Annotated in this window: 12 protein-coding genes; 5 read left to right on the forward strand and 7 right to left on the reverse strand. The window is 64.7% G+C overall.

Annotated features, from left to right (window positions below; translation table 11 throughout):
• Positions 1 to 58 precede the first annotated feature (58 nt).
• Complete coding sequence (bamC, locus tag AWB68_RS09920; protein ID WP_087644169.1) at positions 59 to 1,201, forward strand: NlpB/DapX family lipoprotein; 1,143 nt, start codon at positions 59 to 61, stop codon at positions 1,199 to 1,201.
• A 9-nt stretch (positions 1,202 to 1,210) separates the two neighbouring features.
• Positions 1,211 to 1,984, forward strand: coding sequence for an MBL fold metallo-hydrolase (locus tag AWB68_RS09925; protein WP_087644170.1), 774 nt, complete (start codon positions 1,211 to 1,213; stop codon positions 1,982 to 1,984).
• A 102-nt stretch (positions 1,985 to 2,086) separates the two neighbouring features.
• On the opposite strand, the gene AWB68_RS09930 is transcribed toward AWB68_RS09925, so the two are convergent.
• Together AWB68_RS09930 and AWB68_RS09940 are read right to left on the reverse strand one after the other, a co-directional pair.
• On the reverse strand, positions 2,087 to 2,344 hold the full coding sequence (locus AWB68_RS09930) for a hypothetical protein (RefSeq protein ID WP_200828664.1): 258 nt from the start codon (positions 2,342 to 2,344) through the stop codon (positions 2,087 to 2,089).
• A 232-nt stretch (positions 2,345 to 2,576) separates the two neighbouring features.
• Positions 2,577 to 3,785, reverse strand: a complete 1,209-nt coding sequence (locus AWB68_RS09940) for a cupin domain-containing protein (protein WP_087644172.1) — start codon at positions 3,783 to 3,785, stop codon at positions 2,577 to 2,579.
• Between the two features lie 33 nt (positions 3,786 to 3,818).
• On the opposite strand from AWB68_RS09940, the gene AWB68_RS09945 reads away from it, so the two are divergent.
• Positions 3,819 to 4,370, forward strand: coding sequence for an FKBP-type peptidyl-prolyl cis-trans isomerase (locus AWB68_RS09945; RefSeq protein ID WP_087644173.1), 552 nt, complete (start codon positions 3,819 to 3,821; stop codon positions 4,368 to 4,370).
• 78 nt (positions 4,371 to 4,448) lie between these two features.
• On the opposite strand, the gene AWB68_RS09950 is transcribed toward AWB68_RS09945, so the two are convergent.
• From AWB68_RS09950 to AWB68_RS09970, 5 genes are all read right to left on the reverse strand, one after another.
• The gene (locus AWB68_RS09950) at positions 4,449 to 5,789 is read right to left on the reverse strand and encodes a hypothetical protein (protein ID WP_235028270.1); all 1,341 of its coding nucleotides are present in this window, start codon (positions 5,787 to 5,789) and stop codon (positions 4,449 to 4,451) included.
• On the reverse strand, positions 5,752 to 8,445 hold the full coding sequence (mutS, locus tag AWB68_RS09955; RefSeq protein ID WP_200828665.1) for a DNA mismatch repair protein MutS: 2,694 nt from the start codon (positions 8,443 to 8,445) through the stop codon (positions 5,752 to 5,754). Before mutS ends, AWB68_RS09950 begins: the two co-directional genes overlap by 38 nt.
• Before the next feature lie 191 nt (positions 8,446 to 8,636).
• Positions 8,637 to 9,005, reverse strand: a complete 369-nt coding sequence (locus AWB68_RS09960; protein ID WP_087644174.1) for an ElaB/YgaM/YqjD family protein — start codon at positions 9,003 to 9,005, stop codon at positions 8,637 to 8,639.
• Positions 9,006 to 9,188: 183 nt separating this feature from the next.
• Positions 9,189 to 10,487: a lysophospholipid transporter LplT gene (lplT, locus tag AWB68_RS09965; protein WP_087644238.1), complete on the reverse strand. Its 1,299-nt coding sequence runs from the start codon at positions 10,485 to 10,487 to the stop codon at positions 9,189 to 9,191.
• Between the two features lie 201 nt (positions 10,488 to 10,688).
• Positions 10,689 to 11,501: an inositol monophosphatase family protein gene (locus AWB68_RS09970; RefSeq protein WP_087644175.1), complete on the reverse strand. Its 813-nt coding sequence runs from the start codon at positions 11,499 to 11,501 to the stop codon at positions 10,689 to 10,691.
• Between the two features lie 280 nt (positions 11,502 to 11,781).
• On the opposite strand from AWB68_RS09970, the gene AWB68_RS09975 reads away from it, so the two are divergent.
• Both AWB68_RS09975 and cysE read left to right on the forward strand, forming a co-directional pair.
• A complete protein-coding gene (locus tag AWB68_RS09975) occupies positions 11,782 to 12,564 on the forward strand; it encodes an RNA methyltransferase (RefSeq protein WP_327382245.1) in 783 nt (260 codons plus the stop codon).
• Positions 12,565 to 12,715: 151 nt separating this feature from the next.
• A complete protein-coding gene (cysE, locus tag AWB68_RS09980; protein WP_087644177.1) occupies positions 12,716 to 13,501 on the forward strand; it encodes a serine O-acetyltransferase in 786 nt (261 codons plus the stop codon).
• Positions 13,502 to 13,520 lie beyond the last annotated feature (19 nt).

Genomic DNA, 13,520 nt, shown 5'->3' on the forward strand with positions numbered 1-13,520 from the left:
CTACCCCGTTCCCGGCATCTGCTCCAGGCAACGCGCTTTCAGCATCACGAAGGACCCCATGAAACGATCCGCACTTTCCACTCACGCCACGCGCCTGGGCGCGTTGTCGCTTGGCCTTGCCACGGTCGTCGCGCTCTCCGGTTGCGATACGCTCAACGACTGGCTCGCCCCCGACCGCGTCAACTACAAGGCCGCCGAAACCGCGCCGAACCTGAACGTGCCGAACGACCTCTCGACCGCCAACATCAGCCAGCGCTACGCCGCGCCGCCGAAGGTCAACTCGCTTGGCGGCGGCACGGAGCGCGCGCTCACGCCCGCCGGCAACGCAACGCTCGGCGTGCCGAGCGCGCAGGACCCGTACGGCATGCACGTCGAAATCGACGGCGATCGCCGCTGGCTCGTCGTCGATGGCCGCACGCCGGACCAGATCTGGCCGCAACTGCAGGAGTTCTGGCAGGACAACGGCTTCACGCTGAAAACCGACGCGCCGCAGACCGGCATCATGACGACCGACTGGGCCGAGAACCGCGCGAACATCCCGGACGACTGGTTCAGGAACAGCATCGGCAAGCTGATGGACTTCGCGTATTCGTCGGGTACGCGCGACATGTTCCGCACGCAGGTCGATCGCGCGGCGGACGGCTCGACCGACATCTCCGTCACGCACAGCGCGATGGAAGAAGTGCTGACGGGTCAGGACAAGACGTCGTCGCGCTGGGAGGCGCGTCCGCGCAATCCGGCGCTCGAAGCGGCGTTCCTCGCGAAGATCATGGAGAAGTTCGGCCTGACCGACGCGCAAGCGAAGCAGTTGATCACCCAGGCGCGTCCGGCCGGCGCGAAGGTGGCGGTCGAGCAGTCGGGCAGTGCGTCGACGCTCGATATCGCCGAGCCGTTCGATCGCGCATGGCTGCGCGTGGGTCTCGCGCTCGATCGCACGAACTTCACCGTCGACAACCGCGATCGCGAGAAGGGCCTGTACTACGTGCACTACTCGGATTCGACGCAGGAGCTGAAGAAGGATGGACTCTTCGGCAAGTTCTTCTCGAGCAACACGCCGAAGCCGACCCGCCAGTTCCTCGTCAACGTGCGTCCGAAAGCGGATTCGATTACGCAGGTCGCCGTCGTCGATGCGAACGGTCAAGTGGATGCATCGACCGATGCGCAGCGCATCGTCTCGCTGCTGCATGCCCAGTTGAACTGAGCACGCGCCGTGCGATTCGCCAGTCTCGGCAGCGGCAGCGAAGGCAATGCGTTGCTGGTCGAGTCACAGTGCGGCACGACGACCACGCGAATCCTCCTCGATTGCGGTTTTTCAGCGAAGGAAGTCGAACGCCGGCTCGGCCGGATCGGGCTGCGCGTCGACGATCTCGACGCGATCCTGATCACGCATGAACACACGGACCACATCGGCTGCGCACTGACGCTCGGCCGGAAGTGGTCCATTCCGCTTCATATGAGCTGGGGCACGGCGCGCGCGACCGGCGCCGACGAGGCGAGCGTCGACCTGCACGTGCTGTGGGGCGACGAGAGCGTCGCTATCGGGAACCTGAGCGTGCTGCCGTACACGGTGCCGCATGACGCTCGCGAACCGCTGCAATACGTCTTCTCCGACGGCGCGTGCCGTCTCGGTGTCCTGACCGACGTCGGTGTCTCGACGCCGCATATCACGAGCGTTCTCTCGGGCTGTGACGCGCTCGTCCTCGAATCCAATCACGACCTTCAAATGCTGGCGACGAGCCGTTATCCGGCGTCGTTGAAGGCGCGCATCGGCGGCATGCATGGGCATTTGAACAACGACGCGGCCGCAGAAATACTCGCCTCGCTCGATCGTTCGAAGCTGCGTCATCTGGTGGCGGCGCATCTCAGCCAGCAGAACAACCTGCCGCATCTCGCGCAGGCGGCCTTGTCGGCGGTGCTGGGGGCTTCGTCCGCGGAAGTGGTCGTCGCGACTCAGGCGGACGGCTTCGACTGGCTCACGCTATAAGTGACGAGCCGTGCAGAAAGCGCGCATGGCGCAGGCGTAAAAAAACCGGCTCGAGAGCCGGTTTTTTTACGCAAGTCCCGCTAGGAGACCCGCATGCAAACCTTACTGGCTTGCGCCCGATGCCGGAGCGGCCATCGCGCCCGAAGCAGCAGCGGAAGCGTCGCTTGCAGCGGCGCTGGCGTCGCTTGCGGCAGCCGATGCGCTCGATGCTGCGGTGTTTGCGTCCGATGCAGCAGCAGCCGGTGCCGAAGCAGCCGACGTATCGCTTGCAGCGCCCGGAGCAGCCGTATCGCTAGACTTGTTGCATGCAGCAAGCGCAACAGCAGCCAACAGGGATGCTACGAGGAGAGATTTCTTCATGATCACGTCCTTTTATGGTTAAAGGTAAGCAACAGCGCAAAGTACCGGTAATGTGTGCTCCAACACCGACCAGGGCCGCTGTGGAGACCCACATTTTATTGGAGAGTGTGAGACTTCCCACGGCTTGGGCGGAAATTATATGGCCTTTCGTACCGACCGTCGATAAATGCGGGGCCAATACGTTGTCTTTCTCATACAAATTTCCACATTGCGGAACAGCAAAGTCGCTTAGTCAGGCGTAAGCGTCTGCCTGAATCCAGCCCGCACGATACCACTCGTGCAGCAAGGCTGTCATTGACGAATCGTCTGCAAGTGTTACAAAGCGTTTCGCCTCCAGAAGCCGGTTATCGGCCAATTCGGGCAGCCATTTTTTGAGTTTCGCATCGAGTATTTCTGCTTCTCCATTGAGGAAATACGATCGCTTGTTGTAAAGCAGAATACTTTTTCGATCGAGCCTCAAGCCGGACTTCTTTGCACGCTCGACAAACTTTTGCTCACTCAATGGGCGAGCAGGCGGATCGAAGACCACATTCGCTTTCGGCTCGCTCAAATACGATCCGAGAAACGACGCCACATCTTTTTCGTCCCAACTGACGGTTGCAAGGATCGCGCCAACCCGTTCGACGAGCAAAGGCGGCAACTCGGCCGGATGGGCGACGGGTTCCTGCTTCGGATCGCGATAATGAGCGGCGGCGCCGTTGGCGTCCCCTGCGCGCTCCGCCAGGTGATAGAGAAACTGGCCGGTCAGTTCCTGCGTGGACGGCGCGCGAAAGCCGATCGACGCGGTCATGCATTCGCCTTCGGCCACGCCGTCGTGGGCGATATGCGGCGGCAGGTACAGCATATCGCCCGGCTCCAGCACCCACTCTTCTTCCGCGTCGAAATGCTGTAAAACTTTCAACGGAAGTCCCGGTTTTAGCGAGAGATCGCGCTGCGCGCCGATTCGCCAGCGGCGCTTGCCGTGCACCTGCAGCAGGAACACGTCATAGGAGTCGAAATGCGCGCCGACGCCGCCGCCATCGGTCGCGTAGGAGATCATGAGATCGTCGAGGCGAGCGTCCGGAATGAAGCGAAAGCGGTTCATCAGCGCGTGGGCGCGGTCGTCGTGCAGGTTCACCCCTTGCACGAGCAGAGTCCATTCGCGCTTTTTCACCGACGGCAATTCGTCAGGCGCAAAGGGGCCATGTTCCAGCGCCCACGTGTTACGAAAATGGGTGATGAGGCGCGACTCGACGTCGTCGAGATCGGCGAGTTCGAACAGGTCTTCGCGCGCAAGCGGTGCCTGGATATCGGGAATCGCCTGGCGGATCAGGAGCGGCTTTTTCTGCCAGTAACGACGCATGAACTGCGTCGGCGTCTGGTTGCCCAGCAAGGGGGTGACTTCATCCGGGAGCGGCGCGTTCAGCCGGCCGGCGGTTGCTTCAGGGGGCCGCTTTGGCATCGTATAATTAAGGCTTGTATCTTGGAGAATCCAATGAAAATCGCAAAAGACACCGTCGTATCAGTCGCCTACAAGCTCTCGGATGCGCAGGGCAATCTGATCGAGGAAAGCGAAGAGCCGATGGTCTATCTGCACGGCGGCTATGATGGCACGTTCCCCAAGATCGAGGAAGCGCTGGACGGCCAGGAAGCTGGCTATCAGACGCAGATCCAGCTTGAACCCGTGGACGCTTTTGGCGAGTACGATCCCGATCTCGTGAAGGTCGAGGCGCGCAACCGCTTTCCCGAACCGCTGGAAGTCGGCATGCAGTTCGAAGGCACGCCCGAAGACGGCGAAGACGACATCGATTCGCTGATCTACACGGTGACCGACGTCGCTGAAGACAAGGTCGTGCTCGACGGCAATCATCCGCTCGCGGGCATGGCGCTGCGTTTCGCGCTGTCGGTGCAGGAGGTGCGCACCGCGACCGAAGACGAAATCGAACACCAGCACGCGCATGGCGCCGATGGCCTCGAAATCCTCGACGAGGACGAAGACGATGCCGACGATGAACCGGGCAAGGAGTCAGGTCCGACACTGCATTAAGCACTTGAACCGAAGCGAATCGAAGCGAATTGAATGAAGCAGGGCGCAGCAACGGCTGCGCCCTTTTTCATGGTGCGCTCATTCTTCAGCCGCGCTTGCCGGATTCCCGCGGTAGGTGCCGTTCTGAACACCCGAGGCGGGCGTCGGCAGCATCGGGGGCAATGCTTGCGGCGGATTGAGGAGCGGCGGCAGTGAAGGTTGCGAAGGTTGCGAAGGTTGCGTAGAAGGCGGCAAGCCCGGCGGCACGGGGAGCGACGCCGGCAGGTCGTCGCGAGGCTGGGGCGGCGCGGGGTTGGTCGTCGTCGGCTCGCTCGTTTCGATGGCCGGCTCGGCGGATCGCGCGCCGGCGCGCGCGGGCATCTCGCGCACCCGCAGCCTGAACGGCGGACGCCAGCCTGGATCCGTCTGCACTTCGAGCCATTGCCCTTGCGGTTTCTTGAGCGCGATCGCGATCCGCGTCAGGTTGCCGACGACCGTGCCCTTTTCGTCACGGAGCGGCTGGTCGATACGAAAGCCGCCCGGCACCGGCGTTTCGGAGCCGTGAATCACGATCACAGGACCGCGAAACAGTTCGGCCACCTTGACGAGGCTGCGCTTGAACTCGACAAAGCCGTCGTGCGGCTGGCTGCTGCGAGTGAAACGCAGCCACGAGAAGCGGTCGCGTCGCTCGTAGCGCGCGAAATCCGGATCGCCTTGCAGGATGACGACGAGCGCGCGCTGCTCCGAACGCCGCGCCGATTCCGCCGCATGCTGGAGCCAGAACGCGTTCGCCACCGACCGGTCTTCGTACTCGCCGTTGCGTCCGCCGGCCGTCAGGTAGTGGTTGTTCGGGCCTGGTGCATTGATGCCGATGAACGCGACCCCCTGCGCCTGCCAGCGCACGTTCTCGCGAAACGGACGAAAGCGCGCGACTTCGCTCTCGCGCGTCACGGAAAGCGATACGGTCCCGAGCGAATTCGAGTCGCCGAAGAACAATTGCCGCATGAAGTCGAGCCGCTCGACGGGGTCGTAGCCGCCGGCTTGCGCGAGACCGCAATCGGCCCAGTCGTGCTGGCCCGGCACGAGGACGAGCGGCGTGCGCGACGCATCGAGCAGGTCGTGCCGCGCTTCATAGACCTTGTCGCGGCACGCCTCGGCGGGACCCTTGACGTTGCCGTCGTAGACAATGAACGACACCTCGTGCTCGCGCGCGATCTCATCGAGCATGTGCCGCACGGGCGCTTCGTCGGCGGGTCGGGTCAGCGCATCGGCGACGATGGCGAAGGTCAGCGGCCCGTCTTGCGCGGCCGCGTGCTGCATCAATGCGCCGCACACCAATGCGGCGAGCAATGCGCGCGCCCTCATGCGTTCGACGCATGGCGAGCGCGCGGGCGAAATCATCTCAACGCGATGCATCCGGCGCGAGCGTCGCCAGTTCATGCAGTTCGTAGAGCAGATCGAGTGCCTCGCGTGGACGCAGGTCGTTCGGATCGAGCGCGCGCAGCTTCTCCAGCACCGGATGCTCCGCCGCCGCCACGACCGGCTCAGGCTCCACGGCATCCTCCACATACGGTGCCGCCGCGAACAGATCGAATTGCGGCGACGGCTGTCCGATCGACTGCTGCTCCAGATGCACGAGATGCTTGCGCGCGGCACGGATCACCGCCGACGGCACGCCAGCCAGTTGCGCGACCTGCAGGCCGTAGCTCTGGTTGGCGGGCCCGTCGTTCACGGCATGCAGGAAGACAATGCCGTGATCGTGCTCGACCGCCGACAGATGCACGTTCGCCGCGTGGGAAAACTCGTTCGGCAACTGCGTCAATTCGAAGTAGTGCGTGGCGAAAAGGGTATAGCAGTTGTTGTGCGACAGCAGATGCCGCGCGATGGCCCACGCGAGCGCGAGACCGTCGAAGGTCGACGTGCCGCGGCCGATTTCGTCCATCAGCACGAGGCTCGACGCGCTCGCGTCGTTGAGGATCGCGGCCGCTTCGGTCATCTCGACCATGAACGTGGAGCGGCCACCGGCCAGATCGTCGGCGGCGCCGATGCGCGTGAAGATGCGGTCGAGCACGCCGAAGCGCGCGCGTTTTGCCGGCACGTAGCTGCCGACATACGCCATCAGCGCGATCAGCGCGGTTTGCCGCATGAACGTCGATTTACCGCCCATGTTCGGGCCGGTGATCAGCAAGAGCTTGCGTTCGGTGGAGAGACAACAGTCGTTGGCGATGAACTGCTCGACCTGCGCTTCGACGACCGGATGCCGTCCCTGTTCGATGTCGATGCCCGCATCGGCGGCGAACTCGGGCGCGACCCAGTCGAGCGCGCGTGCCCGTTCGGCGAATGCGCCGAGCAAATCGAGCTCCGCCAGCGCCCCGGCGACGCGCTGGCAATCCGCGATGAACGGCAAGAGGCTTTGCAGCAGCGCGTCGTACAGCGCGCGCTCGCGGGCGAGCGCGCGTTCCTGCGCGGAGAGCGCCTTGTCCTCGAACGCCTTCAACTCCGGCGTGATGTAGCGCTCGGCGTTCTTCAGCGTCTGGCGGCGGCGATAGTCGTCGGGGACCTTGTCGGTCTGGCCGCGCGTCACTTCGATGTAGAAGCCATGCACCTTGTTGTACTCGACCCGCAAGTTGCCGATGCCGGTGCGCGTGCGTTCGCGTGTTTCCAGGTCGATCAGGAACTGGTCGCAGTTTTCGGAGATGTCGCGAAGCTCGTCGAGGTCGGCGTCGTAGCCGCGCGCGATCACGCCGCCGTCGCGAATCAGCGCGGCAGGCTCGGGCGCGATGGCGGCGGCGAGCAAGTCGAGACATTCGGGCGACGGTTCGAGCGCGGCATCGATGCGTTCGAGCGCAGCCGCGTGCAGGCTCACGGCGCTCACCTGTTCGCGCAGCGTGGGCAATGCAGCGAACGTGTCGCGCAGGCTCGACAGATCACGCGGCCGCGCCGACAGCAGCGCAAGCCGTCCGGTGATCCGTTCGATGTCCGATATCTGCCGCAGCGACGAACGCAGCGTGTCGAGACTCGCACCCGGCGGCGCGTCGAGCAACGCGCCGATCGCCTGCTGACGCGCACGCGCGATCGATGCATCACGGGGCGGATGATGCAGCCAGTGGCGCAACAGGCGGCTGCCCATCGTCGTGCAGCAGGTATCGAGGAGCGAGCAGAGCGTCGGCGATTCGGTGCCGCGCAGAGTTTCAGTGAGTTCGAGATTGCGCCGCGTTGCGGGATCGAGCCCGATGTATTCGGATTCGTGCTCGACCTTGAGACTGCGGATATGCCTGAGTTGCTGGCCCTGCGTCGCGGCGGCGTAGAGCAGCAGCGCGCCCGCCGCGCCGCACGCGCAGGTGAGCGAATGCGCGCCGAAGCCGTCGAGGCTCGCGACGTCGAGTTGCTCGCAAAGCCGCTGGCCGCCGGAGACGACGTCGAAATGCCATGCGGGCACCCGCGTCGTCGCGCCGATGCCCGGCACGCTGAACGACGCGCCGATATCGGTGATCGAATCGGCGATCAGCGTCTCGGCCGGCCGGATGCGCTCGAGCGCCGCGCCAACTTCTTCAGGCGCGACTTCCGCGAGACGCAGCGCGCCGCTCGCGAGGTTGAGCCACGCGAGCCCGACGCTCGTCACCACGCCGCGTCGGTTGTGCGATGGGCACAGCGCGAGCAGATAGACGTCGCTCTTGTCGGAAAGCAGCGCGGCATCGGTGAGCGTGCCGGGCGTGACGACGCGCACGACCTTGCGTTCGACCGGACCTTTCGAGGTCGCCGGGTCGCCGATCTGTTCGCAGATCGCGACCGACTCGCCGAGCTTCACGAGTTTCGCGAGGTATTGCTCGCACGCGTGATGCGGCACGCCCGCCATCTTGATCGGATTGCCGCCCGATGCGCCGCGCTGCGTGAGCGTCAGGTCGAGCAGGCGCGCGGCCTTTTCGGCGTCGTCGAAAAAGAGCTCGTAGAAATCGCCCATCCGATAAAAAACGAGCGTGCCGGGATGCTCCGATTTGATGCGAAGGTATTGCTGCATCATCGGCGTGTGATGCGACAGATCGACTGTCGCCGCCGGAGCGCTTGATGTGTCGGGAGTCGCGGTTTGAGTGCCCATCTTGCGTGCGTTCGGTGCAGGAGGACCAGCTACGAGACGAGCCGGTCATATAGGGCGAGAGTGTAACCCGTCGGGCGGGCGATGCGCCGTCGGCCGAATGGCCAACGGTGCTATGCGTGATACCTATGAAAAGGCCGGGCGCCGGTTCGAAAACCGGCGCCCGGCCTGTCTGCCGCATGCAAGAAAAAAGATCAGGCGCGTCCCGCGAGAAAACCGACAAGCAGCGCGAGACCCGCCACTGCGCCGAGGGTATGCCACGGCTTGTCGTGCACGAACTCGTCGGCGTAGCCGGCGGCGTCGCCGAGCTTGGCCGTGACCGCCGAACTTGCGCCATCCATCTGCGAGCGCACCGATTTCAGCTTCGACTGCAATTCCTTGCGAAGCTTGTCGGCATCAAGATCCTTGGCGTCGCGAATCGAGCTGTCCAGGTCGTCCAGAAGACTGCGCAACTGGCTGCTGGCGCTGTCGATCGCATCGCTTGCTCCGCTGACGGCGCGCTGGCCGAGGTCGGCCGCGCCATTGATCTTGCTATCGAGCGTCGAACGTGTGAACAATCCCATTTGCTGCTCCTTTTGACGTGCCGGAAAGTGAAAATCGCGGCTCGCTCGGGCGCCCGGGCGCGTGGCAACCGGGTGCGCGACGAGTCGTCCAGTATTTACGACTGACCCCGCCTCATCGTTCCCCGCTTGTTTTGACGTCGCGAGAGCGGGGTGACAGAGCGAGAGTATACCCATCAGCAAGCTTCATTCCTCAACCAGCCCGCCCAGGTCGAATTGCCGCTCGTTGCGCGCATGGCGGCGCATCGCGAGCCACATCATCGCGCAGACGAACAAGCCGAAGATCACGATGATCCACTGCACCGGCACCTTGATCGTCAGAAGCAGCGCGTAGGAGCCGAGCATGCCGAGGACGGCGAGATTCTGGTTGAAGTTCTGCACCGCGATCGAATGCCCGGCTGAGAGCAGCGTCGCGCCCCGATGCTGGAGAATCGCGTTCATCGGCACGATGAAAAATCCCGACAGGCTGCCGAGCAGGATCATCAGCGGATACGCCATCAGGATATAGGCCGGCGCGAACAGCGGCCCGAGATGCACGCCGGCGCCGGCCGGAAAGAGGTCCTTGTTGTAGAACGCCATCGCGACGGCGACCGCGCCCGTCACCACACCGACGGGCAGCACCTTCAGCGACTGCCGCAATGGAATGAACGCCGCCGCCGCGCCCGCGCCGAGGGCGATGCCGAGGCCCGTCACGCCTTGCAGGACCGCCGCCTTCGAAAGCGTGAGGCCGAGGTTCGTTCCGGCCCATTTGAGCACCAGCAGTTGCAGCGTGACCGCCGCGCCCCAGAGAAGCGTCGTGACCCAAAGCGCGATCTGCGCGAGCTTGTCGGACCACAGCACCTTGAAGCAGTGGGAGAAATCGCCGACGAGCTTCGTCGGCTCGGTGAGCCGGTTCGGATAGCGCGCGCCCGTGTCCGGGATGCCAACATTGATCGCGGCCGCCGCCGCGTAGATGAGCATCACGGCGGTCATGGCGGCGTCGGCGGCGGTGCGCACGAGCGGCCAGTGCGCATCCGTCACCCAGTGGTTCACGTACTGGCTCACGAGCGCGCCGCCGATCACGGTGCCGAGGATCGTCGAGCCGACCGTCGCCGATTCGAGCCATGCGTTCGCCGCGATCAGCTTTTCGGGCGGCAGAAGCTCGGTGAGGATGCCGTATTTCGCCGGCGAATAAGCCGCGGCGCCGAGGCCGACGATGCCATACGCGATCATCGGATGCAGCCCGGCGATCATCATCGCGCAGCCGGCCGCCTTGAGCGCATTCGAAATGAACATGACATGGCGCTTCTGCAGGGCATCGGCGAATGCACCGACGAAGGGCGCGAGCAGCACGTAGGAGATTGTGAAGAAGATTTGCAGGAGCGGCGTGATCCACGACGCCGACTTCATCACGGTAAGCATCGCGATCGCGGCAATCAGGAGCGCATTGTCGGCGAGCGACGAGACGAACTGCGCGGCGATGATCGTGTAGAAGCCTTTTTTCATGGGGACGAGGTGACTGGCGACACGGGCGGCAAGGAAATGCACTGTAGCGGAGCGGCGCTCCGCTTGCAGAACGCGCAGCACGATGCGCGCCCAGTGCGTCGCCGGGCGAGCGAGGCCTATTGAAAGGAGGTCGGCGGATCGCGCCTGCAAAAACGAAAAAGGCGGCCGAGGCCGCCTTTCATCGATGCAAATCGCTACCTGTTATTTCCCTCCGGCAGCGTTTTCACGCGTGCGCGTGTACGGATCGAGAATCTTGATCATCTGCGCATAGACCTTCGGATTGGCCGCGACGATCTCGTTCTCATGCAGGAAGTCCGATTCGCCGGTGTAGTTGCCAACCAGCCCGCCTGCTTCCGTGACGAGCAGGCTGCCCGCCGCGACATCCCACGCGTGAATGCCCTGTTCGAAGAAGCCGTCCATCCGGCCAGCCGCGACGTTCGCGAGATCCAGCGCGGCCGCGCCCGGACGGCGCAGGCCCGCGCACGACAGCGTCATGTCGGAGAAGAGCTTCATGTAGGCGTCGAGGCCCGCGCCGTCGCGAAACGGGAAGCCGGTGCCGATCAGCGCGTCGGAGAGGCGGTCCAGCTTGCCGACGCGAATGCGCCGCTCGTTCAGGTATGCACCACGGCCGCGCGACGCCGTGAAGAGGTCGTTGCGCGTCGGGTCGTAGATCACCGCCTGCGTCACGATGCCCTTGTGCACGAGCGCGATCGATACGCAGTAATACTGGAAACCGTGGATGAAATTCGTCGTGCCGTCGAGCGGATCGATGATCCACTGGAACTCGGACTTGCGATCGTCCTTGCCGGATTCTTCGGCGAGGATCGAGTGGTCGGGGTAGGCGGTGTGCAGCGTCTCGATGATGGCGGCTTCGGACGCCTTGTCGACTTCCGTCACGAAGTCGTTGTGCTGCTTCTTGCTGACCTGGATGCGGTCCAGGTCGAGCGACGCGCGATTGATGATCTGCCCGGCGCGGCGAGCGGCCTTGACAGCGATATTGAGCATCGGATGCATGAGCGAAATCCTATGGCCGGCGCGCGGGGTGTGCCTTGCGGGTACGCGGGCGAGCCGGAAAGTTGGCGACAACGACAATGTCGACGAAAGACGAATTGGAGAAGAGCGGGGCGGCCGGCGGCAGTCCGAGGCGCGCGAAGGCGGTATTTTACCTGAAAGCAAGCCAGGCCCGGAGACGTTTCGGCGGTGTCCTGCGGTGTCCTATTGCGTCCGGCTTCGGGAGCCGGACGCGAGAGGCGCTAACATATTGGGTTATTCCCTCCGACCGGCGATTCAAGCTTTGGACTCACTCGATTCCCCCAACCTGAGCGGCGGTTTCACGTCGACGCGCTTTGTTCTCGTCGAACCGAGCCATCCCGGCAACGTCGGCGCGGCGGCCCGCGCGCTCAAGACGATGGGCTTCGCGCGCCTCGTGCTCGTGGCGCCACGCGTCGCCAATGTCAAGAACGAACCGGAAGCCATCGCAATGGCGTCGGGCGCCGACGACGTGCTCGCCTCGGCGGTTGTGGTCGATACGCTCGCGGACGCGCTCGCGGGCGTGCACTGGTCGGTCGCGCTCACCGCGCGCCTGCGCGAATACGGGCCGCCGCAACTGCCGCCGCGCGCCGCCGCCGAGCGCGCGCACGCGTTCGTGCGACACGGTGAGATCGCGTGCGTGTTCGGCAACGAGCGCACCGGCCTGTCGAACGCGGATGTCGAGCGATGCAGCGCGCTGGCCCACATTCCGGCCAATCCGGCGTATAGCTCGCTGAATCTGGCGCAGGCGGTGCAGGTACTCGCGTACGAGTTGCGCCTGGCGTTGCAATCCACGGCGCCGGCCGCGCCGGCCGCGTCGGGAGCTTTGAGCGTGGCAAGCGCCAGCGCGTCCAGCGACGAAATCGAAGGCATGTACGCGCATCTCGAAAGCGCGCTGGTCGCGCTCGATTTCCTCGATCCCGCGAACCCGAAGAAGCTGATGTCGCGCGTGCGGCGGCTCTTTGCGCGTTCCGGACTGGAGCGCGAAGAGGTGAACATCCTGCGCGGCATCGCGAAGCACATTCTGCTGCGGCTGAAGCAGGACTGAAGCGACCGCGCGGGCGACGGGGGCATTGAGCAGAGTCCGCGAGGCCGTCCTACAATCCGTCGAAGCCATTGGCGAAAACCATATAAGGATTGCGCGCTCCGTGCTAAAGCCCGGTCGACGCAAGGCCGATCCCCCTCACAGAGCCATCGACATGTTCAAACGCCTGAGCGAAGACATTGCCGCCATCCGCGAGCGCGATCCCGCCGCCCGCAGCGCCTGGGAAGTGCTCACGTGCTATCCGGGCTTTCACGCGATCGTGCTGCACCGGCTCGCGCACGCGTGCTGGCGCGGGCAATGGCGCTGGCTCGCGCGCTTCGTCTCGCAGATCGCGCGCTTTCTGACCGGCATCGAGATCCACCCCGGCGCGACCGTCGGACGGCGCGTGTTCATCGACCACGGCATGGGCGTCGTGGTCGGCGAGACGGCCGAGATCGGCGACGACTGCACGATCTACCAGGGCGTGACACTCGGCGGCACCTCGCTCACGCGCGGCGCGAAGCGCCATCCGACGCTCGGACGCGGCGTGATCGTCGGCGCGGGCGCGAAGGTGCTCGGCGGCTTCACGGTCGGCGAGGGGGCGAAGATCGGCTCGAACGCGGTGGTCGTGAAGCCGGTGCCGGCAGGCGGCACGGCGGTGGGCAATCCCGCGCGGATCGTTGTGCCCGCGACGGCGCAAGCCGCGGATGCGTCGAGCGCCGCCGGACGCGGCGGCTTTTGCGCGTACGGCATCACGCCGAACGCAGACGATCCCGTCTCGCTCGCGATCCACGGCCTGATCGACCACGCGTCGACGCAAACACAGCGCATCGACGAGATCGTCGCGGCGCTGGAGCGGCTCGGCACGCGCGTGGAAGCGTTGAACGGGATTGACGGCGCGGCGCTGCTCGATCTCAAGCGGCTGTCGGCGGCAATGGAAGGGGAGACGGCGCGGCGCTGAAGCGCGCGCCTGATTCGAG

This window comes from Caballeronia choica (genome assembly GCF_001544535.1).
GTDB classification, from domain to species: domain Bacteria; phylum Pseudomonadota; class Gammaproteobacteria; order Burkholderiales; family Burkholderiaceae; genus Caballeronia; species Caballeronia choica.